Below are 24,910 nucleotides of genomic sequence, written 5' to 3'. Positions count from 1 at the left end.
GGGGGCGCGTCCTGCGTTGTTGGTGAGAAAGCAACCTTCTTGAGCACAAGACAAAGGAGGGGTCGCGTCCATCAGAAAACTGACGGACGCGACCCCTCGCTACTACCTGCGAAAAGAACCTATACGGTGGTTCGCGTTTTAGCGCTTAGCCAGTACGTTCTTGTCGTAGCGGTAGACGAATGCTGCCATCGCGCCGCGCTCAATGCTGAGGTCGGGGCGGTAGGTGTTGTCATCCCAGCCGTTGGTGATGCCTTGCTCAGACAGCCAGCTAATCTCAGTAGCAAACTGGTGATTAGCGCTCACGTCTGCGAAGACATTATTGGCAGGTGCTGCGGTGTCGGGTGAGCCAGCGAGACGGTAGAAGAATGCTGCCATTGCGGCGCGTTCAACGGGAGCGTCGGGGCGGAAGGTGCCGTCAGCCCAACCTGTGGTGATACCCTGCTCAGCCATCCACGAAATTTCCTTGTAGAAGGGGTGGGTGGTGGGCACATCGGTGAACGGTGAGTTGGTAGATACCGTGAACTGGGGTGAGCCAGCGAGACGGTAGAAGAATGCTGCCATTGCGGCGCGTTCAACGGGAGCGTCGGGGCGGAAGGTGCCGTCAGCCCAACCGTTGGTGATGCCGCGGGTCGCTAGCCATGAGATCTCCTCATGGAACATGTGTTCAGCGGGAACGTCAGTGAAGCGGGGGTCGTAAGTGAGAGTCTTGGTCTCAATGTCTACAACCTCAGCCTTAGCGCCATCTTCACCTGCACGGATACCCGAGAGGTTGCCGGTTCCATTGTGCATGTGCAAGAACAGTGCCTGAGCATCGCTCTTGCGGGCACGGTAAGCGGTCAGCTCAGTTTCGGGTGAATCAGCAAAGAGAGCTGAGCTGCCTACAACCTTATCTGCGCCGAAGGCAAGGTCGGGTGCTGCAGGGTTGTATGAGATCCAACCGGTGCTATCAACCAGGCCATCGACGCCTGCCGCTGAGCTGAAGACGGCGTAACGCAGGTTAGCCGCTTCTTGGGCGCTGAGGTTCATCTTGGCGAGGTTCACAGGAACAACCATGGTGTTGGTGTCCATGAGGTTGGTATCTACTTCACCGGTTACACTGTTGATAGCCTGTGCATCAATGGAAACGAACTGACCGTTTGCCTGACGCTTGTAGAGGCGGGCAATGGGGTAATCAACACCGGCGATGCGACCGGTAGAAACGATGTACTCGGGGTTGTCATCGTTATCGAGGTCGATGTCAATCTCGTAGTTGAGGCTGCGACTGAAAGTCTCCCAGTTAGCCCAAGATGAAATGCCGAAGTTCAAGAAAGGGTCAGCGTTAGTGTTGCCGGTGGCAAGCTGCGCGGGGATAGTTGAGTTTGCACCCACGTACTGAATATCTACTGCCTGGGCAGATGCGATTCCCAGTGAATGGGTAGGAATGCGGGGGCTCTTCTCGCCTAGCTGGAAAGCACCTAGTGCTGAAATGTAACCGTTCTGATTCAGAGCTTCGCCGGTCAGTTTAACGCGAGCTGCGTTCTCCGCGCCGGTGAAGGTGGGAGCCTGAGCGCTCATGTTCGAGACGGGTTTAGGCGCAATTTGGACGGGCGCGCGCAACTGGAAGTCACCGTCGGTGAGCAGGATGCGGCTTGAGAGGGTCGAGATGTACTGGCGAGCAATTTGGGAGTGCGATTCGAGGGTCGCAGGGTCAAGCTGCTTAGCCAGTTCGGCACCGTTAACGGTGACGGTCACGGTGACGGTAGCGTTGTTGTTAGCGCCAACAGTAACGGTTTCAGGGGCTGAGATAGTAACGCCCTGAAGCTCTGAACTGGTTGCGAAATCTACAGCGAAGGTGCGTGCTGATTCGCCACGGTTCTCAACAGTGAAGTTGCGAGTGAAAGTTTTGGTTTCGTTGGGTGCCAACTCAACAACGCCGAAGCTGGTTGAGACCTGCTCGGGGCGGTCTGAGTTGTACAGCAGGACGTCTGTGTCTACAGCGTCCTTCGCGTCGATGCGACCGGAACCTACACGCTCAACGGAGAAGATGTCTCCTTCTTCGTCACGAAGATCGTGGTGCGCGGTATTCATAATGGCTGCCTTGATGTTAGCAGGTGAGTACTCCGGGTGAGCTTCAGCTACCAGCGCGGCGATACCGGCTACGTGGGGTGCAGCCATAGAGGTGCCGGTCATGACAGCAGGCTTATTGCCGCCTGCTACCGCTGCTGATTTGATGGAGGTACCCGATGCTGCGACGTCGGGCTTGGTGAAGCCCTGTGAACCGTGCTGACCACGTGCGGTGGAGGGGTTCAAGGTGTCGAGCTTACCGGTTTCAATCGCGGCTACACCGATGGATTCGGGATCAAGCTTGATTCTCACGCCGCCCTTGATGACAGCTTCACGCACCTTTTCGGCGTTCTGTGAGTTGATACGGATGCCGGGGATAGTCTTATTACCTGCGATACCCGCGTTTTCCAGCAGAACCTGAGAAGCCAGTACTACGCCCTTACCGCCTGCTTTAGCGATGTTATCGAAGCGGACGCCTGAACCACAGGGGTAGTCGCCGGTTTCATCAGACCAGTCAATGAAAACCCACTTGCCACCGAAATCAACATCGGGGCCGTACTCATCACAAGCGTAGGGGTTGTCTGCGGTGGTCATAACAACTTCACCGGTGAGCTGTTCTTCGGTTGCTGCATCGTAATCGAAGTTAACGCTGTAGTCGCCTGCTACCTCACCTGCAATGTCGGAGGGTGCAAGAATTTCAGCTTTGTCCCTGTAAGCGTTTGAACCAATAGAGTTGGCTACGGTCAAAGAGGAAACAGTGTTGCCGGGGGTGCCCAAAATGGAGTAGGTATCACCAACACCCTGGTAGCTGTTAGCGTTACCCGCTGCTACAACGGTGAGAACACCGTTGCGGTAGAGGGAGTCCATGATCTCGTTTTCAGGATCGTCAACGGGTCCGAAGTCAGAGCCCAGTGACAGGTTAACGACGTCTGCGCGGTCTGAGAAGTCACCGTCACCGTTGGGGTCAAGTGAGGCGTCCAGCGCCTGACCGGTGAGGTTGGTTGAACCTTCACAACCAAAGACGCGGAAGCCCAACAGCTGAGCTTCTGGTGCTGAACCTGGGCCGATCTTCATGCCCTGAACGTCCTTGGCGGAGAGCTTGGTGTAATCCCCGTCAAAAGTTGAACCGTCAGCGTTCACGCCGTAGCCTACAGCGGTGCCACCAACGTGGGTGCCGTGACCTGCAATTTCGCAGTCAAGCGGGTTGCCATCAGGCTGAGCGTCATTGGATCCGTCATAGCTATCGCCTGCAAAATCGTAGCCACCGATGAACTTTTTGGGATCGTAGAGTTTAGCGTTCTGTGCCGGAAGATCGGTGGAGTTCTTTGCGCTCTTGTAGGCTGCATCAGTACCGGGGCCGCCGAAGGTTGCGTGGGTGTAGTCAATACCGGTGTCGATGACTGCTACCTTGACGTCCTTACCGGTTTTGCCGGTCTGGGTCCAGGTATTGATAGCCTCGGTGTCGATAACGGTGCCACCGTTGTTGCGTTCCTTAGGAATAATGCGGGCGATGCTTTCAACGTCGCTGCGGTTCGCCAGATCAATCAGTGCCTGCGCATCGCCGGAGAGTGCTACGCCTCGTACGGTGTTGTGGGTGGTGTAAAGAATCTTGCCTGATGACTGATCGGCAACCTGCGCTGCCTGTGACTGAACGGCTCGCTCAATCTGCTGTACGCGATTAACCGCTGCTACGGGTTCGCGTGAGCCATCGAGGACGTCCTTGGGCTGGGTAGCACGGTAAGCACCTTCGCCCTTGAACTTCACGAAGACGCTGATGTTGCCTTCGGTGTTCTTAAGGTTGGCGCTGATTTTTCCACTGGTTGCTGCAGACTGTGCAATGGATTCCTGGGTGTGAGGCAGTTCTGCGGCGGATGCTCCGGGTGCTACTGCGAGCGGCAGTGCCAGGGAGAACCCCAGCAGGGCAGACGCGCCAGCGCGTGCTGCCTTCTTGCGACGGTAGTTCATGAATCTCCTTTGATCAAAGACCGAATGGATGGTGTGAATGCCCGTGACGCTCTCTCATGATGGGGGTCATTAGAGTGTGGTTGGCGTCATGGTTATCTTGAATAATACGTTAAATTTGTACAAAATCCCTCGTGACGTAATTATTACGCGATAACCGGCATCTTAGCGGGGGAGAATCGGAGAACGGGGTCTGTGCCGAACGGTTTCGAACTGTGAGATATTGGGGTCTGCACCCGTCACAAATCCAGCCGCCACACTAAAAGATAGCTCCGCGCCCCTCTGCCGGGTAAACTGGTGGATGGTGCGCTCAAGCAAGAGAAGGCTTATTCCTCGAACCACACATTATTACGCAAGGGGAGGCGCGCCCCACCGCCGTGAAACCCGGCAGGTGAGACCTTCCATTAGGAGTAATTCTTTTTATGCCAGCGATTGTGATTGTAGGCGCCCAGTGGGGCGATGAAGGCAAAGGTAAAGCTACCGACCTACTGGGTGGACGCGTCGATTACGTGGTGAAGCCCAACGGCGGCAACAATGCGGGCCATACTGTTGTGGTGAACGGTCAGAAGTTTGAGCTGAAGCTCCTTCCGGCGGGTATTCTTTCTGAAAACGCTGTGCCCGTGATTGGTAACGGCGTGGTCGTGAACCCCGAGGCTCTCTTTGAGGAAATCGACGGTCTTGAAGCCCGCGGTGCTGACACCTCTAAGCTGAAGATTTCAGCGAATGCTCACCTAGTTGCCCCCTACCATCAGACCATGGACAAGGTTACCGAGCGTTTCTTGGGTAAGCGCGCTATCGGTACTACCGGTCGTGGCATTGGTCCCGCTTACATGGACAAGGTCGGACGTCTGGGTATTCGCGTTCAGGACATCCTCGACGAGTCGATTCTGCGCCAGAAGGTTGAGGGCGCTCTGCGTCAGAAGAACGAACTGCTGGTGAAAGTCTACAACCGCCACCACGTTGAGGTCGAAGAAATCGTTGAGTACTTCATGAGCTTCGCCGACCGTCTGGCACCCATGATTGTTGAATCAACCCAGCTACTGAACGATGCGCTCGATGAAGGCAAGAACCTGCTCATGGAAGGCGGTCAGGCAACTTTCTTGGACGTTGACCACGGCACCTACCCCTTTGTCACCTCTTCCAACCCAACTGCTGGCGGTGCGTCCGTAGGTTCGGGCATTGGCCCCACCCGCATTTCCCGCGTCATTGGTATTCAGAAGGCATACACCACCCGCGTGGGCGCGGGTCCCTTCCCCACCGAACTCTTTGACGAGATGGGCGAATTTTTGCAGAAGACTGGCGGCGAATTCGGTGTGAACACCGGTCGCCCCCGCCGCTGTGGCTGGTACGACGCGGTGCTGGCACGTCAGGCTGTGCGCATCAACGGTTTCACTGACCTCTTCATCACCAAGCTGGATGTTCTCACCGGCTTGGAACAGATTCCTGTTTGTGTTGCCTACGATGTGGACGGCGTGCGTCACGACGAGATGCCCATGACCCAGTCGGACTTCCACCACGCTAAGCCCATCTACGAGTACTTCCCAGGTTGGACAGAAGATATCACCAACGCTAAGACTCTGGACGAGCTGCCCAAAAATGCGCGTAAGTACGTGGAGAAGCTCGAAGAAATCTCGGGTTGCCGTATTTCGGCGATTGGTGTTGGCCCCGGTCGCGAGCAGACCATTGTGGTGCGCGATCTAATCGAAGACTAAATCGTTGATACCAGAATGCCCGGTGCTTCTACTTTAGAAGCACCGGGCATTTTTATGGGATTTTTGGGCAGGGCTTTTACCTGCGATTGTAGGATTGTGCCCTATCAAACTCAGCTTCTGCGGTCTGCGCCTCAAAGGAGAGTCTGCGCGCTACTGGGCGCAACAGCTCGTTGAACTGACGCCAGGTGCCGGACGCGTCCTGAGAGCTGGAGCTGAGCGGGGCTGCCGGTTGCAGAATCGGCAGGTCAGCCTCAGCACCTGTCAAAGTTGCCGCCACGGCGTCCCACCACTTCTTCTGAAAGAGACGTAGCTGCTCACCACGGCTGGTTAAAGCCGCTGACAGCTCTGCTCTGCGGGAGTGAAGCTCCGCCAGGGCATCAAAGACCGCATGGGGGGAATCCAGCAAGTCAAGAGCCAGCGCGAAATCCTCTAAACCATAGTGGGAAAGCGCCCCGCCCAAGCGGATATCAGTGAAAGCATCGGGCAGTAGACCCAACGCCGGAACCCCGTAGGCAAGCGCTAGAACTGCCGGGTGGTAGCGGGTAGTCAGCACGAGGGCAGCCCCGCGATGCACCCGAACCGCCGTATCAGCGTGAACCATGGGCAGAACCGTGGAACGTGCCTTCATGCGTTCGGCAATGCGCTGGTGCAAGACAACATCACCATTGCCCAGGGCAGGATCCCCCATGTGAGGAACGAAAACCGGGGCAAGACCAAGCTCTTCAGACGCGCGATCTAGCAACTGCGCCGCCGCTTCCACCTGCTCATCGCTCAGATGGTTGAAGGTCACCGAGAGGTAGTCCTCTGGCAGGTAAAGCTCGCCTTCACCGGGCAGACGGCGCTCGCCCGGCTCATAGAAAGTCGCATCATCAAGACCTGCAAGAGCGGCGATACCGCGCGTGCGGCACCAGGTGAAAGAGGTAACCTCACGCATACTCACCACATCAACCTGGCTAAGAGCGGATGCCAAAACCCCTGCGTCGTGCCCGGAAAGAACCGGACCCAGCGACTGACCGGAAACAACCACCGGCTTACCCAGATGGTGGGCTACGCTCAGCAGCGCCACGCGCTCATAGAGTAGCCAGCCGTAGCGGGAGTTCATGTTGCCACCGCCAGCCAACAGCACAGCATCCGCCTCTGCAACGCCCTCTACAAAACGGGTGTAATCAGCTTCAGTCTCAGGGAAGGTGAAATCACGCTCGCCCTCCACAAAGCGAATCAGGTCGGCAAGGTATCGCTCGCGATCAGCCGGGGGCCAGGGGAAGGGCAGAGTGGGGTGGTAATCGCCGGCGCCCACAAAACGCTGAGAATGCTCAGTGGAACGGGTCAGAAAAACAACCTCATGCCCGCGGCTGATCATCTCATCGGCAGCAGCGATGCCCATCGCCTCATCACCCACATGATAGGTCTGCTGACCCATATCTGAAAGAACCAGAATCTTCATGCGACTAACCCCGCTTCAGAACTGACCGAACGCGGTCTTTAACCGATAGTGCTTTCTCAATGCGGGCAAGACGTTCTGCCTGCTCACGCTGGGCGTGCTCAATGCGATCAAGTTTCTCACTGACACCGCGCAGCATATCAGCGGTTTCCCCGGCGGAGGCACGCACGCTCGCGTGTGCCTCATCTACCGCGCCCTGGACCTCGTTAGCGAGGTTGGCAGCAAAAAGGTAAGGACCAGCGTGACCACCCGATGTCAGATGGTCGCGCACCGCTTCTTCACGAACGCACGCATCGTAATGGCGGTGCGCATCAAAACCAGCCACCGTACTATTAGCGTTCGCGCCGGTAGCATTGACCCGCTTAGACCAGTGGGCAAGGTTCTCATCGACGAACTCCACGGGGTAGCGCTGAGCTACGCGCAGGTTGAACTCCCAGTCACCCACCACAGGTAGGGACTCCTCGTAATAGCCCAGCTCATCGTGCAGGGAACGCCTGTGCAAAATGCCGATAGGAACAGCCCGGTTAATGCGGAAAAGATCGTGCAAATGAACGCCCTGAATGAAACCCCAGAAAGGACGCGAATCTAAATGTTTGAAGATGCCCGCGTCCGTGATGCGCTCAAAATACTCATCGATACGAACCGTCACCATCGCCGCGCCTGTCTGCTCAAGGCGAGCCACGGTCTTTTCAAGGAAGGTGGGCTCCCACAGGTCATCGTCATCGTGAATAGCGATGTAGTCTGAGGCGCTGGCACGGATGCCAGCATTAGAAGCAGCCTCCATGCCCTCACTGACCTCGCGGTGAAGAACCTGAACTTTTTCACCCAGCCCAGCAGTAGCGACAATTCGATCAACGGGAGCAGTAGCGCCACCGTCATTGACCACCACCACATTGTAATGCGGGTAGGTCTGCGCCGCGATATTAGCCAGCGCGCGAGTCAAAAACGTAGGGCGATCTTTAGTACGAACAATGATGGCAACGGTAGAAATAATCACCTCATAACCGTACCTGAAAAGGCGGTTGGTGACGTAGCGGTGCCGGTTAGGTAATCAACAACGGGGAGTGCTTTCAGCAGGGGGGCACGTATTCCCTAGAGGTACTACCGCCCGGCGCTCTGTCGCTCGCGCGCGTCCTTGAACCCCAGTAACACAGCTGTCACAAGCAGCAACGCTGCCCACAGCAACCAGGCGGTAGAGGCAGTAGAAACCTGCATCAACGCACCCAACATGAGCCCGCCTAACCCGGTGCCCACATCGAAATTAACGTTCCACGCCACGGACGCGCGGGTTGTCTCACCCTCGGAATCCGCGAAAGCTCGTACCATCGTAACGCTCTGCAAGAAACCGTACCCAAAGCCCAACAGCAACACCCCGCCCAGCAGCAATACCAAACGGGAATCAGGGGTAGGTTCTCGCGTAGAAAAACTAATGAGCAATAAGCCCACCGCGGTGAGCGCCAACACCGGCGACATTAGTACGCGGGTACCAAATCTATCTGTCAGCCCTCCACCGTACAACCGGGTGGGAGTTGCCATAACGGTCAATACCAGCAACGCCACCGCCGCTGCACTGGCTGACGGTGAGAGCTGATCAGCGAATGTCATGAAAGCACCACCCGCGCTTGTGGTCAGGGTCAAAGTGAGAAGTGCCGGCCAAATACGGGACAGGACGCTGCCACCGGCTTGCCGCTCGCGTACAGGCTGCGGCGGTAAGGCGTCCACCAGCTTGCCTAACTTATAAGCAAAAGGAACACCCAGGGCAGGCAGAACACCCAGCACCAAGACCGGGCGAAAGCCCCACAGCTCAACCAGCCAGGGAGCCAACGGCGTCAAAATCATCTGCGTACCAGCCGCCGCCAGCCCGTACAAACCTACCGCTCGACCGCGTGCCTCCGCCGGAATCAACAGCGTCAGCGCGGTTGAAGCGCACACTGTCAAAATACCGAAACCAACCCCGCGAAGCCCCGAGCTCACCAGCACCAGGCCCAGATTCGGTGAGAAAGCCTGCAAGGGCGCGGGCAAACCCATGAGCAGCGCACCGGTCACGAGGACGCGCGTCCACCCCCACCGCCGCAGAATCCTCGGCATGCATAACTGGGTAGCAACGGTACACCCCATCAGCGTCGCCGTCGTTAAACCAGCACCCAGAGAACCCGCGCCGCCGCTTACCACCCACGCAGGAGTAGCTGGCAATAGAAGCGACAGACCGCTAATAGCCAGCGCAAAAGTGGCAACAATAGCGGGCATACCGTCGTACTTTAAAACCTTCACGGGCACCCTTTCTCTCTTCACAACATCAGCAGCATTTTCAACGGCAGATAAAACCGGGGCAAAGAACCCCGTTCACTATACTAGGAGCGCTTCCAAAGTACCGCCTCAAGTAGACTAGAACCAATGTCTTTGCTGCTCAACACAATAGGCCTACCCACCCTTCTGGTGCCTAGTGTTAAAATGTCCACCCCTTAAGAACTTTTAAGAAATAAGTCCTTGAGGGTTATTCAAAAGTCCTCCCGGCCGCATAAAACACCAACCCACGCACCAGAAGAAAACACCCGCCCATAAGAACCCAAAGGACGCCGGAAACCCGTATGAAAAATACGCCAGGTCTTAATCTGCGCGATGACACGCTCCACCACAGCTCGCACCCTGTTAATCACACGATTATTGTCCTTGACAGCCTTCGATGTCTTCACCCCGGGTTTGCGCTTGGTTGGTACCAGTAGCCCCAAACCTACGTAGCCTTTATCGGCTAGGGTTGTCTCATCCAAGTACCTATCTAAACCATGCTTTTTGAAGGCATAAGCATCGTGCCGAGCACCAGGTAGCGGGTCAGTGATGACCAGGAGCTTGCCGTCGATGGTGCAGATGACCTGGTGATTGCACCCGGCCCGCTTATGCTTACCAGAGAAGTTGGTTTTACCTAGTGAGCGCCAGTTCCAGACCGGTATTAGTGTCCCGTCGATGACCAGTGACCCTGGTGCTTTGAGTGCTTTTTCTAAGGGTTGGATGAGTGGTTTGAGGATTTTATCCAGTGCCGTCTCGATCCGGTTGATGGTTCTTGAAACTGTCGGTTGGGATACGCCGTAGAGGGCTGCGAGGAGTTCTTCGGTGAGGTTGTGTCGGTGGTAGAGCAAAGTAGCTTTGAGTCCTTGGGCTAGGGTGAGCGCTGGCGGTCTGCCTCTTGGTTTTGTCTAGGTGAGGTGGTTGTTCAGGGCTTGTAGTCGCGTGGTGAATTGCGTAGCTGTTAGCCCGGTTGTACGTTGGTGGGGCAACGGTCTTTTCCGGTTTGGCTTGAGGTTATTTGTAGAGATTTAACGCTCATATTTTTGCCGCTGGTGGGGCCGTTGTCTAGTTGGTGGGTGTGGGGTGTGCTCCTACTTTTGAATAAGCCTCAGTACTTCCTAAGTCATTGGGCGCAAGAGGTGTGACTGTCTAATCTGTTAAAAAATCCCCCGGTTGTGGAACAACTGGCGCTGATGCTCTCACCATGGCGCGAACGAGTAAACCAAGGAGCCGACCCGCTGATGGGTGCTTTCTTTGATGATTTAGAAATGACCTTCCAAGAATTACGGGGTAGACCTTGAAGAACTCGCATGGAAAGGGGTGCTGGTGGGAAAGTGCCCGCGTCCTACTGCGCATAAGGTTCTCAAAGCACAAGAGCAAACCCCTAACCCCTAGTAGCTCTTGTTCGGTTGCGCTACAGGCGACGCATTCACCCGTGCAAAAACCCAGCCGTGCCCCTCCCTTGTTCGTTCCTCACAGGTTCACGCCGGTTTTTTGCACAGGCGCACTGGTCTTGTGTGCGTAACCGCGAAAAGTTTTTCGGACTAGAAATCGGCAGCGCGTTTCACGTTTTTTGTTCGCAAGCTCTTGGGGTTTGGTTGCCGTTTTTCTGTCACACCTCATGCATTGAATGACTTAGGAAGTTCTACTATGAGTTATTCATAATAAGGGGCTATCTAAAACACGGCGCCGTCTCGTGAAAGCCTGTGTAAACGGCGGTGCTGTTGTGGTGGTTTGAGGTGCGATGACTCTTGACTATTCTGCACATCCTCTTTAGGCTGTAAGTTAACTTGTTAGTAAGGAGTCTCACATATGCCTTCTTTGGTCAACCGTAGAAACTTTCTAGCCATTTCCGGTGTAACTGGTCTGCTGACTGTATTCACTAGCGCTCCTGCAACTGCGCTGGATACCCGTTCATTCCATAGGAATGCAGAAGCTCAGGGTGTTGATTGGAATCTTGAGTGACAGTTTGCAGAGCTCGCTGATGATTTGTCACAACTCCCTAAATGGTTGCTGGAAGCTGACCCATCTACTACGCCTAATTTCCAAATATTGGTTAAAAAAGAGCTGAGAAAAATTAACTCGGGTCGAAATCTGAACCTTGAACTCAGTTCAGTCATCTCTGCTCAATCTACGAATCCCTAGGGTATCTGGGAATGTGCGGTTGCTGTTTTGCTGGGTTTTCTTTCAATTGCTTTTCCTCTGCGCAAGGTTGTTCACGTAATTCGGACGGCCATTAGAGAGTGGGGCAGTATTCGTATGGCTGTATCTGAAATTAGACGCGGTGCCCATATTCATGAAATCGGTGAAGATGGAGTCAAGATCCTGGAAGAGTTGCTTGGTATGGGTGGGGCTTATAAAGCGTGTAGAGGATTGCTCGGGTAGAAGTATATAAAAGGCTAAATGAGTGAATATGAAATGAGTAAACAGCAACATTCTCTGGGAGAAAACTTAGTCGGTTCAATAATTATTGCTTTAATAATACAAGCCCCACTTATATTTGTTTCTCTCCTAGTTCTTCGAACGTTTTCGAATGAGGAAGTTCTTATTCAAGATATAGTAGCTATTTCACTGGTATCTACAATGGTAGCTAGTACAATGGTGGCACTAATCGATAGAGCTTATCGCATCAAACATGATACATATGTTCCGTCAGGATTTTTTCCTACAGTTTACGAGGCTTTTCCCTGGGTGCTTGTAACTCCCCTAGTAACTATATTGCTACTTCAAACCTACAACGCGATTTGGCTGGGGGCTGTGGCAGGAATAGTTGGTGGAACAGTGCCAGCTTTGGCATTAGGCACCCCTTGGAAGACTAACTATTCGGATGAAGAATATGAGCAGAAGCTAAATGAGGGTAATCAAATTATCAAGGAAGGATTCTCAGAGATAAGAGAATCAATACAATCAAAAAGAGATTCTTAGAATTATCAAAAAATTTTCTTGATTACCCCTCAAAAAATACCCTCTATTTAGGGGGTATTTTTTGATTTTAGACCGGTTTTTCGAGATGCTGCACTGTGTAAGAGGGAAATTTTTCTTTCTCTTGGCGCTGCACGACGCAGTGTAGCTACCGAGCGCACCCGGTCAAGGGCGCCTATGGCATCGCAAGCGGCACCCTACGACAGCCGTTGATTTGATGGCTTATACTCCGCGTATGGTCAGTAAGGGGGCGGGTACGAAAAACCCCGCACCGTATGTGCGGGGCTGCGCTGAAGTAATGTTCTTATGCTGCTTGGGGGGGGGGGGGAGTGCTTTTGTTCTTCGGCTCTTTCTTTGCGGGCACGTCGTGCTCTTTGTTGGACGGTACTAGTGGTTTCCCAGTCGAGGGTTTCGGTCATGGTTTTACAGTGCTACAAACTTCCCTATAACGAAAGTGGATAAATTAACCAAGTCAGATATTTCGTGATGTGCGCGCATTACGCACATCTCTACAGATCGACAGCGGGTTTTCCTCTGCTCAGAAACCAAGAGCGACCCGCTTGCTAAAACCCTGAAAGGGACTTGCACCGGTTCGAGTTTTACCAGCCCAGCCCTGCTTTTTGCCGTGTTTTGGTGATAGACATCGATAACCTTTTCGCCGCGAACTACGTCTTTGACTTACCCTGTGAAATCTATCCTCACGCAGTGGTTTTCACCTCAAAGGGCGTACAAGCCTTCTGGCTCATTGAAGACCTACCACTGACCGATAAAGCCCACCACGCCCCTACCCGCTTCACAGCAGAGACCGCGGCTGGATAATTATGCCTGGCATCATCGGCTGCATCAGATGGACGGGGCGTCGCGTGAGACCGGTTCTTCCCTGGGGTTGTAAGGAAACTGATGGTTTCAGAGTGGTTTTTAAAAATTCTAAACTTGTCTCAGTGGTGTCTTATAGCCTGCGAAGAGCCTGGTTTGTCCAGTACAGTAGGAGTCAACAAGATTTTTAAATAACGAAAGCCCCTCCTTGCAAGGAGGGGCTTTCACTAAAAATATTGGGATGTCACGTTCCGGCAAGATCGAATAACATCCAGTGAGGAAACAACTTATGCGCATCACACACAGAAGGAGTCTCTGTGTATAGCTTACCAGCACCACACAGGGGTAGCGCAAGGGCACGGGCTAACGCCACAATTTTTCAGCTTATAGCATCACGCCCACCAGGAACCAAGTCGCCCCAGAATGCCTTGCCCTGGCGTAAGCATGCGGCTGTGCGGTATTTATCGACGCTCTCTCGTGCCAAGGCGCGCACAGCTCAAAAAATCATTGATTACATTAGTTTCCGTTACCGTCTGGGTGAGTATACGGCCCAGTATACGCAGGCTGAAATTGCTTCTCACGTGGGTGTTTGCACGAAAACGGTGCAGCGTTACCTGCATGATCTCATCGCCCAGAAGGTTCTGGCTGTCGTAATGCAGGGTAAGTCCGCTGTCTTTAGTGGGACGGGTGAGAATGAGGCTCCTATTTACACCGGTGAAATCATCGACTGTGAAACTCTCATGTGGCGGAACGTCAAAATGACGACATGAAACGCATCTCGGCATGGGCAGCAATTCCTATAGCACCCACCGTAATCGGCTCAATTTACGGTATGAACTTCGATACCATGCCTGAGCTGCACTGGGCAGGGAGATACCCTGCACCCCTGGGGGCTGATGGTGGCTGTTTCCTTTATTCTGTGGCTTGTTTTCAAACAGGAAAAGTGGCTGTAAGGATGCGGGGGCTCCGCAGTTCTCTGAAGGTGATGTGCGCGGTGCGTTCCCAGCACCTTAGCAGGTGGCAATCAGCGAGCTGACTCACAGCCTATGAAAAAATGGTAAGGAACGATTTTCGTCAGAACTCTAGGAATAACATGTCAACGCACGAATCTTCCCTCGAATTTCATCAGGCGCTGGTACCGGCACTGACTGCTATGCGCGCGGTGGGTGCTGATTTTGGTCAGCTCATGATGGAGTATCAGTTCGGCGTGAATGAAGTGATGACAAAGATCGAGATTCTGCGTCAGGAGTTCATGCACCGCAACCGCTATAACCCCATTGAAAATGTGGGATCGCGCATTAAGACCCCTGAAAGCATCGCCAATAAACTAGTTCGTAAGGGCATTTCGCTCGACCCTAAAGAAGTTGCGGCGCATATTTTTGATATCGCTGGCGTGCGTATTACCTGCAGTTTCATTGCGGATACCTACCGGGTGCTTGATGCGCTCACCGCCCAGTCGGACGTGACGGTGGTGCAGGTGAAGGACTACATCAAGAACCCCAAACCGAATGGTTATAAGTCGCTGCACGCTATTATTTCGGTGCCGATTTTTCTCTCTACTGGCCCTAAAGATGTGACCGTTGAGGTGCAGATTCGCACGATTGCCATGGACTTTTGGGCGGCGCTTGAGCACAAGATTTTCTACAAGTACGAGGGCGATGTACCCGACTACCTCGTGGACGAACTGACCGAAACCGCCCACATTGCGGCGCAACTTGATGAGCGCATGGAACGGTTGCACACCACCGTCCACGGCACAGATAACGGGCCGCGCATTGTCAGCAACGACGAAATCGCCAACTCCGCCCTACTTCAGCAACTGTGGGAGATGGCGTCTGCCCGACTCGACCGCTGACTTACAGAGGATTTTAGGCGTCGGCGGGGATGACGGTGGTCGCCCAGCCTGAGTAACAGTTGTTGGTGACACACTGTTCGTGAAGTCTGCTTTGACGATGAACGAAAAGTAATTTTCACGGGTTTTCATCTGTATCACTGGGGCGGTGCCAACGCGGAAATAAGAATAGGTGCGCTACCCACAGGTCAGTGTGCGGGTCAGCGGTGATCTCAACCCTGTCATCCTCGACGGTAAAAGTGCGACGTGCAAGCGTCCACTCCAGTGCGCCGGTAGCAAAAGAGAACATGGGGAAAATCTATCGAGGCGGCACACCAGCTAGCTGTACTGCCCGTTTTTGAAAGAATGAAAGCGCCGTAAGGGCGCGCGTCCTTACGGCCCTTTTCATCACGGTGCAGTGGGCATCAGTCAGAAGAGCCTACTGCTGGTGCACTCTCACCAGGTGTTCATTGGTGAATTCGCGCAGACCCCACTGGGCGTTTTCGCGTCCGAAGCCGGACTTGTTGATGCCGCCAAAGGGGAAGTTCGGTTCTGACTCCATGTGCTTATTTACGAAGGTCATACCGGCATTGATGCGCTCAGCGAAGTGGCGACCCTTATCGAGGTCGGTGGTCCATACTGACGCCATCAGACCGTACTCGGTATGATTCGCCAGGCGCAACGCGTCCTCTTCGTCCTTCGCCTTGAAAATTATCATAACCGGACCGAAGATTTCGTGGCGGCCGGTGTCTGAGTCGATATCGACGTCGGTCAGCAGAGCAGGACGCATGAACCACCCTAGGCGCTCCAGCTTCTCGCCGCCGGTGACCAGAGTCGCGCCGTCCTTCTTTGCCTGCTCAAGTGCCTCAAGAATATCGTCACGAGCTGATTCTGAAGACAGAGGACCCATATTAATCTCGGGGTCGTTGTAGTCGCCGACCTTCACCGCTTCAATCGCTTCTTTTGCCGCTGCCACGAACTCATCGTAGAGCTCTTCAACCACGATGAAACGCTTAGGAGAAGTGCAGACCTGACCTGCGTTAGTGGTGCGGTAGGTAACTGCCTGCTGTGCCAGTGCCTTCACATCGTCGGTATCAAGCACCACAAAGGGGTCGTTACCGCCGAGCTCAAGGACGCCGCGCTTGAGGTTCTTGCCTGCAATACCGGCAATAGCTGCGCCTGCACCCTCTGAACCGGTCACAGAGAAACCCTTAACGCGGAAGTCTTTGAGCACCTGCTCAGCATCTTCGGTATTCAAGTAAATGTTGGTGTAAACACCGCTAGGCAGACCAGCCTCTTCAAGTAGCTCCTGGAACTTCTGCGATGACACCGGGCAGATTGATGCCTGCTTCATGAGGATGCTGTTACCCACCATCAAATTCGGCATGGTGAAACGTGCCAGCTGGTTGTAGGGGAAGTTCCACGGCATTACACCAAACAGCACCCCGAGCGGATCATGGCGAACATAGGTGCGTTCAGCGCCGGTTGCGGGCAACTCGGTGGGCACGAGGAACTGTTCAGAATGAGCCGCATACCAGCGGGCAGTGCGGGCAACCTTCGCCAGCTCGGCTTTGCCCTGTGGTAGGGGCTTGCCCATCTCGCGTCCGATAATATCTGCAAGCTCGTCCTGCTTTTCATCAAGCAAAGACGCGCACTTGTTCAGCACCTCGGCGCGTTTGGCGTAGGGGGTGGTCTTCCACTCAAGATGAGCTTTGTGGGCGTGCTCAATGATGCCGGGAATCTGATCGGGGGTGAGCGAATCGAAAGTCTGCTCAACTTCACCCGTGTTTGCATTAGTTAATGCGTAAGTACTCATGGTGTTAAGCAAATCACTTTTTACCCCCAGTGCCTAGAGTGTCAGCGGTGGGCTGAACAGGTGGGGCGGGAGCGCGCGTCTCTACGCTGACCGTTGGCTCGACGCCCGAGCGCTGTGGAAAAGCCACAAGGCTTGGGCGTTAAGAGAGCAGTCACGAGGTGGGCTTAGAGGTTCTCTTCTACCCAGTCACCGGCAACCGCTGCGGGGTCTGCTTTCTCATCGCCTGAAACGCGGGTGTTGAGTTCAATGAGGTCTTCGGTGGTGAGTTTTGCTGAGACCTGGTTGAGCACTTCGGTTGCCTTGTCTGAAACGAGTTCATCATTAACTAAGGGTAGTACTTGCTGGGCTACGAAGTTGTTTTCGGGGTCTTCGAGAGACACTAGATCGTTAGCTGCAATGGCGGGGGAGGTGGTGTAGATGTTAGCTACCTGAACATCACCCTTGAGTAGCGCGTCCACTGTGAGGGGGCCGCCGCCGTCGTTGATGGGTGAGAAGTCCTTGAAGGCGCAGCCGTATTTTTCTTCGATACCGGGCACGCCCACGGCACGTTCAGCGAATTCGGGTGGTGCGCCGAGGGAGTCTACGAACTAACCCTAACCTCATGGAGAAAAGGAGAGGAAGGATGAAGTATCCTTGGTTACAAAGAGCTATGCTTGAAGAGGGATTTGATAAGCCCAAAGTAATAGATTTCAGATCCCTTAAAAATTACACTTATAAGGAAATAAAGTGGACCTTCTTTTAATTGCTCCAGTAAAAAATTACACAGAGAATCATGATTCGCAGGAGCTGCAAAACGAGAATATATGGAAGCCGAGAGGATACGAAAGTCAGGAATCTTACCAAACTCGAGAACTTGCTCAGAAAAAGAAATCTCTTTATATGCGTGAAGGAAGCTTTGAAATCCAAGATGATCATGATTGGATCTTCTTAAATTATCAAGTATTCTCCTGCGATTTATACAGTACTCAAGATCAATATTTCCTTGTAGTACTTGCTGAGATTGAAAATTTAGAAGATTTCGATAGAATGAGTTCTCTTGAACTCGAGGAGGAGTGCAACAGGCTTGCAAATTTTGTGGGCGATAGATTAGATGGGCTAAATTTCAATTGGGTAAATAGAACTATTATTTATTACAATAAAGAAGACGCAAAGCTAGTTCCAAATGGTTGGATTTCTGATAACGGTGTCTCTATTGAATGGTCTCCCACGCTCATATCAGGTGGCCCTGCAGCCGATGTAGAATGCTTGATTTCATGGGGCAACAATAAGGTATTCAGCATAGCAGATTTTAAAAAAGAAGTTGATCCCACGGAGCTTATTCGAGGGATCGTTGATGCTCAGGGTATTTGGGGTAAGAGCGATGAATTGATTTTGGAATCTCAGAGAATATCCCATGAGATTATTGATTATAAATTTGAAAAGGAAAAGGATTACTCAAAATACCATAATCAAATAATGTCAATTAAGGAAAATAAAGCTTTGCTTGACTTATCTGTAGACGAAATCAATTTAGATCTGCAAGGAGTGCGGAAAAAAACTGCCATTGCTTGTTATGATGCGTGGGGGTTGGGTGGGTTACATACGCGTTTGGAATCAAGAATCCAATCTATTGAGGGGATAAACTCCTTTCATCATGAAAATTTTAAGTCAAGAAATAGAATCTGGGTTAACAAGCTACTTCTCGCGCTTAGCTTGTTGACTATATTCCAATTTTTTATCGGTGTTGTTGATATATCTTTTGTTGGTGACGTTAAGACAGAAGCCGGTGAGGGTATTGGTGAGCTGGGGGCATCTAAGTTTATTAGAAGTGTCAGCATAGATTTATGGATGATTTTCTTTGCTGTTCTCACTTCTTTTATAGCAGTTTTTGCTTTAAAGAAAAACAAGGATGCTGAATAATGATTCTAAAAGACATTTTAGTTTACGCTGATAAAACAGCTATACCACAAAGTTGGAATGATGCTTGCGATCTTATTGAGTACGAGCGAGAAAGAATATTGTCGTGTCTTGCGGAAGGCCGACAAGCATACGGATTTACCAGCCTGCTGGGTCCTCTTGATTCCTACGAGGTACTTGAGAGCCAACAAAAAATCTTATTGGACGGGCATGTTATAGGTAATGTGAATAAGGTTGAGAAGTACCTCGCGAAAATTATTTGTGCTACCAAAATAGTGAATTTAAGTAATGGTGGAACAGGTATTAGTAAAAGTACGTATGAGTATCTTTTAGATGCTGCTGTCAATGATTATCTCTTAGATCGTATATATATAGATTTTTCTGCCTCTTACGGTTCCGGAGATGTTGTTCCTGCCGCTCAGTTTATTAGATCTTTACTGGCTGATAAGCACTCACTAGAATGCGGTGACCTTATATCACTTATTAATGGACACTATATATCTACGGCTATGGGGATATTTATTTTTAGGAGGCTTTCAGAGATTATCTATAGTCTCCTAGAGTGTATATCACCTTTTTTTGTCACGCCAATTCAAGAGTTAAAAAATAATGATTGGTATTATCGATTTTCTCCAAGAATGATTCAAAGAGATGTCTGGGATAGCCCCCCGCAGAAATCGGTTTTATTTAGAGATGCAGAACCAATTTTGAGGTTTATAGACGAAGCCTTCCATCGTTTAGCATCGGAAATTGAGAAAGATTTAAGTAGAAGGAGCGGTAATCCTTTATTCGTTGTTACTTCTGATGATATTCTTCTGCGGAGCCAATCGTCATTCCTTAACTTTACATTCTCTAGCTCCTTGGTGCAGATTGGTGATTTGGTGAAACTTCTGTCGGGAGTTCTTCAGCGTGCGACTCAATACTGTTACGAGAAAATCCAAGATTCAGAGGACTTTTCACAAGAGGAGAAGATTGCGGTTGTGCAGTATCCGAAAGTTTCAGAATCCTACAGAATTAAAATAAATTCAATTGGTTTTTCTAAGGATTATACTGGATATATGTCTGGTGGAGTCGAGGATATCTGGGATCTAGGATTGCAATGCGCTAATTCAGTTCTAGAATCGATTGATGTTTTCGAAAAGCAATTAAGTATCTGGCAGGAAATTTTAAGGCTCTATAATAAAAATGACCACGAACCCCCCTTAAAGTTCCCAAAATTTGATATTCTTGATATATTAAAATTTACAAGTTAACTTATTTTAGAAATTTATTATAAAATTTGGAGTGTTCTTGAGGTTATTGAGAAAATAATTAGTGTAGAGAGGCGTGTGCATACTTTACGCTCATTTTTCTTATGCGTAATCTAATACCCTCCTACGATTTATCTCCCTAGATGAATCGTGGGTTTTTAGGTAGACTCAAAGGGTAGTCATCTCAGTGAGTGGACAAACTGCACGCAGTCTTATTTGTGGCTTTGGTTGAGATTTCTGGCATGCTCAATAAGATGTCTCTAGATGCCACCTGCCCCGTACCCACTGTTTGCCTGCTCCGCCGGTAAAATTTTGATGAAGGAGGCTTATTCATAAGGGATAGAACCTACTAACTAGACAACAACCCTACCAACGGCAAAAAATAGAGAGTCAAATCGCCAGAAATAACCTCAACCCATACCGGAAAAGACCGTTGCCCAACCAGCAAATCACCATGCTACTCAAAGCCCTACAAGCCCACCTCACCTGGTATAAACCCAACGAAAAACCACGCAAGCTCACACTGAACCAGGCACTCAATGATATGTACTGGCTTTAGTGCTGTAGCGCTCCCCAAAAGTTAGACCACCTCATTAACCCTACCCCCCACACACCGATAAGGGTTCCGAAACTTGACAAGATTTCGCCGACAACTGGGCATCCAAGCTGCTGGATGCAACCGGCAAGGTGCCTCTGGTTGTTGATGACGGGTCAAACTACCTGGACTGGTACTTTCTGGCATTTGGCGGCGGCTACTCTGATGAATGGGATCTCAAGTTCACCGACCCCAAGACCATCGAAGTAGGTAAGTTCTTGAGGGTTAGGTCAGCCGGGGTCACATCGAGGTCATGAAAGATTCCGGTAACGAGTTCGGCTTAGGTGGCTCTTGCGGTCTGCTGGATGCAACCGGTTCACTGGGCGGTCTCAAGAACTCAGCCTCCGGCGATTTCGTTACCATCTACCTGCCCGGCCCCGGTAACACCACCGGTATCGCTGTTTTGGCTGTTCCTGTGGGTATCTCACAACCTCGGTGAAGTTCATTGACTTCTTGACCAACATCGAGAACATCATCACCTTTACCCAGGCAACCGGTTACATGCCGATTTGCAAGGACGTCGCTGAACAGCCCGAAGGAAGAAACACCTGGACGAAAACCTGAATGCTCGTACCGCTATTGAGCAGCTGGCTGAGAACAGCAAGTCTCAGGATTGTGCCCGCGTCTTCGTCAACGGTGGCGACCAGAAAATCGGTGGTGCCCTCGACAAGATTGTTGTGGACCGGGATGTCGAACAGACATTCGCAACCTTGCAAGATGAGATTCAGCAGACTATCGACCGCGACATTAAGTCCAACCTCTAAAAGCGTACGGTTTTTAGGTTCGTACAGGTACGGAACATCACGGTAGACGTACAATTTCAGCACATCTCTCGCATTTATGATTCTTCACTTCCGGCAGCTGTCAACCGCGTCAACATTGACGTACACAATAGTGAGTTTCTGGCTCTGATGGTCCCTCAGGTTCAGGTAAATCAACCTGTCTGCGCATGATTGCGGGGTTTGAATCGGTCAACGAGGGCACCATTAGAATCGGCGGGCAGGACGTGGCTGATTTGCGGGCATGTGACCACGATGTCGCCATGGTGCTCCAATCTTATGCTCTCTGCCCAAATACGACGGCACACCAAAATATGGCATTTGCCCTGGAAAGCGCCGAGATGGATAAGGGTGAGATCAACCACCGTGTTGAGAAGACCTCGTTAGAGCTAGAGGCTTTGTTAGATGTGAACCCTGCCAATATGTTCGGCGGTCAGCATCAGCGTGTGTCAATGGGCAGGGCAATTGTGCATGAACCCAAAGTCTTTTTGATGGACGACCCCCTGTCTAATCTGGACGCTCGTTTGCACGTTTCAACGTGCGCTCAGGTTTCTCAGTTGCAGCGGGAACTGGACGTAACCACGGTCTATATGACCCACGACCAGACTGAAGTAATGACCATAGGCGGGTACTCAAAGATGGTATTTTTCAATAGTGCGATGAGCTTATGTACCTCTACTACCACCTCGGCAACACCTTTGTTGCTGAATTTATTGTCTCACCTGCTATGACTCTCTTCGGGAACATGCCGATGGTTCGCGATGGTGAGCAGCTACACTCGTCCTTGGCACCATCAGCCAACGCACCAGTACTGGCGCTGATATTGCTGCCAAGGTGGCAGATAAGAGGATTGTCGCCGGTATTCGTCTGGAGCACTGGGGGATGGACTCTCGCCGACGAATCTATCGATGGACGCGGATTGTTGGCAACTGTTTCGCACATTGAACAGTTGGGTGCGGAGCCCTTTGCCTACATGAGCCCTACCGAGGAGCTGAGTGGTGGTCTGCGGGGCAAGATCATCGCGCTGTGCCTGCTGGGTAAGCGCAGCTTTGAACCTGGTATGCAACTTCTGTAGTAGCCTGCCGGGGTGACCTATTTTGATGCGGATTCTGAAATTAATATCGAATATCTCTAAAAAATAGGGGGTGGGCGTGCTTTTGAAGTGATACCCATTACACAAATTTAAGGGGTGTTGTTTTGCCGTAAACATGTTTATGGTCTGACCACTGGGAGTAATATCAAAGATGGCACATGGTAACCGTGGCTTTCTAGTGGTTCTTGTATGCCGAGCAAATGGCGTGAAGCATCGGGTAACTGGTGCCTCTGCCTTCACCGCAGATGATCTGCGTTTCACTTGAGAAAAGAGTGCCCGGTGAAGAGAAAAAATATTCTTTCTCGTATGTCGTATGCGGCATTGGGTTTGATCACCCACCCGCAGGATCCTCGTGAGTTCATTCAGGTTTTTAACCCTCTGTCGAGTTCGCATTATACCCGCGGTGTGGTGACCGAGGTTCACCATGAAACACCTGACTCTGCGACCATTACTTTTACTGCCGGTGAGGGGTGGGCATCGCACAAAGCCGGGCAGTGGGCGCGCATTGGAGTTTCTGTGAACGGACGCAGACTGTGGCGTCCTTACTCCATTAGTGCCGCCGAAGACACGGCACCGTCAGTCACTGTCAAAGCACGCGGACGTGTCTCAGAAGCCTTGGTATACGGCACGAAACCCGGCGATATTCTTTACCTTGAGCGTCCTGCTGGTCAGTTTCTGCTAGAAATCAGCCCCACCGCGCTTTTGTTTTTGACGGCTGGTTCGGGTATCACCCCGGTTATGTCGATGCTGCGCACGCTCATGCCTCGCCGCCCCGACCATGACGTGGTGCTAATCCATTCTTCGGCAAACCAAGAATCCACCATATTTCACGATGAAATTTTGGAACTTGCCGACCAATTTCCCGGTTTCAAGCCGCGTTTTCACTTCACAAAATCACTGGGACGCTTGACCCTGCGCGAAGCAGGACAGCTGGCTGCCCTGCATCCCGATATTCTTGAGCGCACCATTTACGCCTGCGGCCCGGATGAATTTGTGGGTGATATCGAGGCCGCCGTGCAAGAAGCAGACGGCAATATCGTCGTTGAACGCTTCGATACCCGCTTGCTGCCCTCAGATTACAGCGGCCCCGGCACCTTGGTTATCAACAATGGCACTGAAATCACGGTGCCTGAGAACCAGAGCATTCTCGAAGCCAGCGAGAATGCCGGCACAGAACTGCCGCACGGCTGCCGGTCGGGTGTGTGCCGTAGCTGCTTGGTCATGATGAGCGACGGCGCTGTGAAAAATATGCGCACCGGCGAAATGATTGATGAACCCGGCATGATTCAAAGCTGCATTTCGCGCCCCTCACCCCACGCCATTTTAGAACTGTAACCACGGCTTTTTCTCGCAACCGCAACCATTACTGTAAGAAGGAACTACCCATGACGCAGACCCTGCCTGCTTCTTCACCCATCCAGCTGACTCCGCAACAGCTTGATGCACTCGAAGAAAAATTTGATGCTATTCACGATGAGATTCTTGCCCAGCGTGGTGAGGAGGACGCGCGCTATATTCGCCGCGTGGTGAAACTGCAGCGCAGCCTAGAGATGCTTGGCCGCGGCTCTTTGCTGTTCGCTAAGCACAAGCCCCTGTGGCTGTTGGGCGTTGGTTCGCTGTCGGTCAGCAAGATTCTCGAAAACATGGAAATCGGGCACAACGTTCTGCACGGTCAGTGGGACTGGATGAACGATAAAGAGATTCACTCCACCACTTGGGAGTGGGACTTCGTGACGCCCTCTAGCGGTTGGCAACGCACCCACAACGAGTCGCATCACGTATGGACGAACGTGGTCGGCAGAGACGAGGACGTGGGATACAACCTGCTGCGCATGGACGACTCCCAGCCCTGGAAACCCAAGCACCTGCTGAACCCCGTCATGAACGCTATTCTGGCGCCGGGTTTCGAATGGGGTATCGCCATGTACGACATCGAGCTCAACCGTTTTATGACCGGTCAGAAGTCTAAAAAAGACACCCTGCGCGATGTGAAGCGCACCCTGAAAAAGTTTGGACGCCAGTCAGCGAAAGACTTTGTGCTTTCCCCGGCGCTGGCTTCGCTCAACGGCTCGGGAGTTGCCGCTATCAAGGGTTTCGTAGCGGCAAATATTATTCGTAACCTCTGGGCACACGCGGTGATCTTCTGCGGTCACTTCCCCGACGGAGTAGAGGTCTTCTCAGAAGAAGACATCGAGAACGAAACCCGCGGTGGCTGGTACGTGCGTCAGGTGCTGGGTTCAGCCAACATCGACGGCTCAAAGCTCATGCACTTTATGACGGGCAACCTCTCCCTACAGATTGAGCACCACCTATTCCCCGACATGCCCTCTAACCGCCTCTCTGAGGTGGCACCGCGCGTCCGGAAAATCTGCCAGGAGTACGGCCTGCCCTACAACTCGGGCCCGCTGCCGGTGCAGATTCTCAAGACCTGGCGCAAGGTCTTCCGCTTGGCACTACCCTAGATATCGCTT

At 52.2% G+C, this 24,910-nt stretch carries 21 protein-coding genes and 2 pseudogenes; 13 read left to right on the top strand and 10 right to left on the bottom strand.

Features of this window, described 5'->3' with window-relative positions; genetic code table 11:
• Positions 1–138: 138 nt before the first annotated feature.
• Positions 139–4,008, bottom strand: coding sequence for a S8 family serine peptidase (locus JR346_RS09600; RefSeq protein WP_205482365.1), 3,870 nt, complete (start codon positions 4,006–4,008; stop codon positions 139–141).
• 419 nt (positions 4,009–4,427) lie between these two features.
• On the opposite strand from JR346_RS09600, the gene JR346_RS09595 reads away from it, so the two are divergent.
• Positions 4,428–5,717 (top strand): adenylosuccinate synthase, encoded by a 1,290-nt coding sequence (locus tag JR346_RS09595; RefSeq protein ID WP_204878098.1) that lies wholly within the window; start codon positions 4,428–4,430, stop codon positions 5,715–5,717.
• 76 nt (positions 5,718–5,793) lie between these two features.
• On the opposite strand, the gene JR346_RS09590 is transcribed toward JR346_RS09595, so the two are convergent.
• From JR346_RS09590 to JR346_RS10535, 5 genes and pseudogenes are all read right to left on the bottom strand, one after another.
• Positions 5,794–7,161: a polysaccharide pyruvyl transferase family protein gene (locus JR346_RS09590; protein WP_204878099.1), complete on the bottom strand. Its 1,368-nt coding sequence runs from the start codon at positions 7,159–7,161 to the stop codon at positions 5,794–5,796.
• A 4-nt stretch (positions 7,162–7,165) separates the two neighbouring features.
• Complete coding sequence (locus tag JR346_RS09585) at positions 7,166–8,155, bottom strand: glycosyltransferase family 2 protein (RefSeq protein ID WP_240333945.1); 990 nt, start codon at positions 8,153–8,155, stop codon at positions 7,166–7,168.
• A 104-nt stretch (positions 8,156–8,259) separates the two neighbouring features.
• Positions 8,260–9,429, bottom strand: a complete 1,170-nt coding sequence (locus JR346_RS09580) for an MFS transporter (protein WP_204878100.1) — start codon at positions 9,427–9,429, stop codon at positions 8,260–8,262.
• Positions 9,430–9,656: 227 nt separating this feature from the next.
• Positions 9,657–10,121: a transposase family protein gene (locus tag JR346_RS09575; RefSeq protein ID WP_255521949.1), complete on the bottom strand. Its 465-nt coding sequence runs from the start codon at positions 10,119–10,121 to the stop codon at positions 9,657–9,659.
• A gap of 60 nt (positions 10,122–10,181) precedes the next feature.
• Positions 10,182–10,313, bottom strand: a pseudogene (locus JR346_RS10535) (transposase family protein); the annotation flags it as partial.
• A 940-nt stretch (positions 10,314–11,253) separates the two neighbouring features.
• On the opposite strand from JR346_RS10535, the gene JR346_RS09570 reads away from it, so the two are divergent.
• The 5 genes from JR346_RS09570 to JR346_RS09550 all read left to right on the top strand — a co-directional run bounded on the left by JR346_RS09570 (position 11,254) and on the right by JR346_RS09550 (position 15,034).
• Positions 11,254–11,406 carry a hypothetical protein gene (locus tag JR346_RS09570; protein WP_205482364.1) on the top strand — a complete coding sequence of 51 codons (153 nt, stop codon included), beginning with the start codon at positions 11,254–11,256 and terminating at the stop codon, positions 11,404–11,406.
• Between the two features lie 438 nt (positions 11,407–11,844).
• Positions 11,845–12,366 carry a hypothetical protein gene (locus JR346_RS09565; protein ID WP_204878103.1) on the top strand — a complete coding sequence of 174 codons (522 nt, stop codon included), beginning with the start codon at positions 11,845–11,847 and terminating at the stop codon, positions 12,364–12,366.
• 1,265 nt (positions 12,367–13,631) lie between these two features.
• Positions 13,632–13,949, top strand: a complete 318-nt coding sequence (locus tag JR346_RS09560) for a hypothetical protein (RefSeq protein WP_204878104.1) — start codon at positions 13,632–13,634, stop codon at positions 13,947–13,949.
• Positions 13,946–14,215: a CorA family divalent cation transporter gene (locus JR346_RS09555; protein WP_239479141.1), complete on the top strand. Its 270-nt coding sequence runs from the start codon at positions 13,946–13,948 to the stop codon at positions 14,213–14,215. Before JR346_RS09560 ends, JR346_RS09555 begins: the two co-directional genes overlap by 4 nt.
• A gap of 57 nt (positions 14,216–14,272) precedes the next feature.
• Complete coding sequence (locus JR346_RS09550) at positions 14,273–15,034, top strand: GTP pyrophosphokinase family protein (RefSeq protein ID WP_204878105.1); 762 nt, start codon at positions 14,273–14,275, stop codon at positions 15,032–15,034.
• Between the two features lie 115 nt (positions 15,035–15,149).
• On the opposite strand, the gene JR346_RS09545 is transcribed toward JR346_RS09550, so the two are convergent.
• The 3 genes and pseudogenes from JR346_RS09545 to JR346_RS09535 form a co-directional block, all read right to left on the bottom strand.
• Positions 15,150–15,320 carry a hypothetical protein gene (locus tag JR346_RS09545; RefSeq protein WP_204878106.1) on the bottom strand — a complete coding sequence of 57 codons (171 nt, stop codon included), beginning with the start codon at positions 15,318–15,320 and terminating at the stop codon, positions 15,150–15,152.
• Positions 15,321–15,449: 129 nt separating this feature from the next.
• Positions 15,450–16,826: an NAD-dependent succinate-semialdehyde dehydrogenase gene (locus JR346_RS09540; protein WP_205482363.1), complete on the bottom strand. Its 1,377-nt coding sequence runs from the start codon at positions 16,824–16,826 to the stop codon at positions 15,450–15,452.
• A 164-nt stretch (positions 16,827–16,990) separates the two neighbouring features.
• Positions 16,991–17,389: pseudogene (locus JR346_RS09535) on the bottom strand (glycine betaine ABC transporter substrate-binding protein); the annotation flags it as partial.
• Between the two features lie 163 nt (positions 17,390–17,552).
• On the opposite strand from JR346_RS09535, the gene JR346_RS09530 reads away from it, so the two are divergent.
• The 3 genes from JR346_RS09530 to JR346_RS09520 all read left to right on the top strand — a co-directional run bounded on the left by JR346_RS09530 (position 17,553) and on the right by JR346_RS09520 (position 21,006).
• The gene (locus JR346_RS09530) at positions 17,553–18,725 is read left to right on the top strand and encodes a hypothetical protein (RefSeq protein WP_204878109.1); all 1,173 of its coding nucleotides are present in this window, start codon (positions 17,553–17,555) and stop codon (positions 18,723–18,725) included.
• On the top strand, positions 18,725–19,975 hold the full coding sequence (locus JR346_RS09525; protein WP_204878110.1) for a hypothetical protein: 1,251 nt from the start codon (positions 18,725–18,727) through the stop codon (positions 19,973–19,975). The genes JR346_RS09530 and JR346_RS09525 overlap by 1 nt, the downstream gene beginning before the upstream one ends.
• Before the next feature lie 845 nt (positions 19,976–20,820).
• Positions 20,821–21,006, top strand: coding sequence for a hypothetical protein (locus JR346_RS09520; RefSeq protein ID WP_204878112.1), 186 nt, complete (start codon positions 20,821–20,823; stop codon positions 21,004–21,006).
• Positions 21,007–21,064: 58 nt separating this feature from the next.
• Here JR346_RS09520 and JR346_RS09515 read toward each other — a convergent pair whose 3' ends face one another.
• Complete coding sequence (locus tag JR346_RS09515) at positions 21,065–21,394, bottom strand: hypothetical protein (protein WP_205482362.1); 330 nt, start codon at positions 21,392–21,394, stop codon at positions 21,065–21,067.
• A gap of 122 nt (positions 21,395–21,516) precedes the next feature.
• Between JR346_RS09515 and JR346_RS09510 the strand changes: the two genes are divergently transcribed.
• The 4 genes from JR346_RS09510 (at position 21,517) to JR346_RS09495 (ending at position 24,901) form a co-directional block, all read left to right on the top strand.
• Complete coding sequence (locus tag JR346_RS09510; RefSeq protein WP_239479143.1) at positions 21,517–22,077, top strand: ABC transporter ATP-binding protein; 561 nt, start codon at positions 21,517–21,519, stop codon at positions 22,075–22,077.
• Positions 22,014–22,421 carry a hypothetical protein gene (locus JR346_RS09505; protein WP_205482361.1) on the top strand — a complete coding sequence of 136 codons (408 nt, stop codon included), beginning with the start codon at positions 22,014–22,016 and terminating at the stop codon, positions 22,419–22,421. Before JR346_RS09510 ends, JR346_RS09505 begins: the two co-directional genes overlap by 64 nt.
• Positions 22,422–22,718: 297 nt before the next feature.
• Positions 22,719–23,774 (top strand): flavin reductase family protein, encoded by a 1,056-nt coding sequence (locus JR346_RS09500; RefSeq protein WP_205482360.1) that lies wholly within the window; start codon positions 22,719–22,721, stop codon positions 23,772–23,774.
• A gap of 50 nt (positions 23,775–23,824) precedes the next feature.
• Positions 23,825–24,901: an acyl-CoA desaturase gene (locus tag JR346_RS09495; protein ID WP_205482359.1), complete on the top strand. Its 1,077-nt coding sequence runs from the start codon at positions 23,825–23,827 to the stop codon at positions 24,899–24,901.
• Positions 24,902–24,910: the final 9 nt, after the last annotated feature.

The organism is Rothia sp. ZJ932 (assembly GCF_016924835.1).
Lineage (GTDB): Bacteria > Actinomycetota > Actinomycetes > Actinomycetales > Micrococcaceae > Rothia.
The sequence above is the reverse complement of the archived record's forward strand: the minus strand, read 5'-3'. Positions and strand labels throughout refer to the sequence as shown.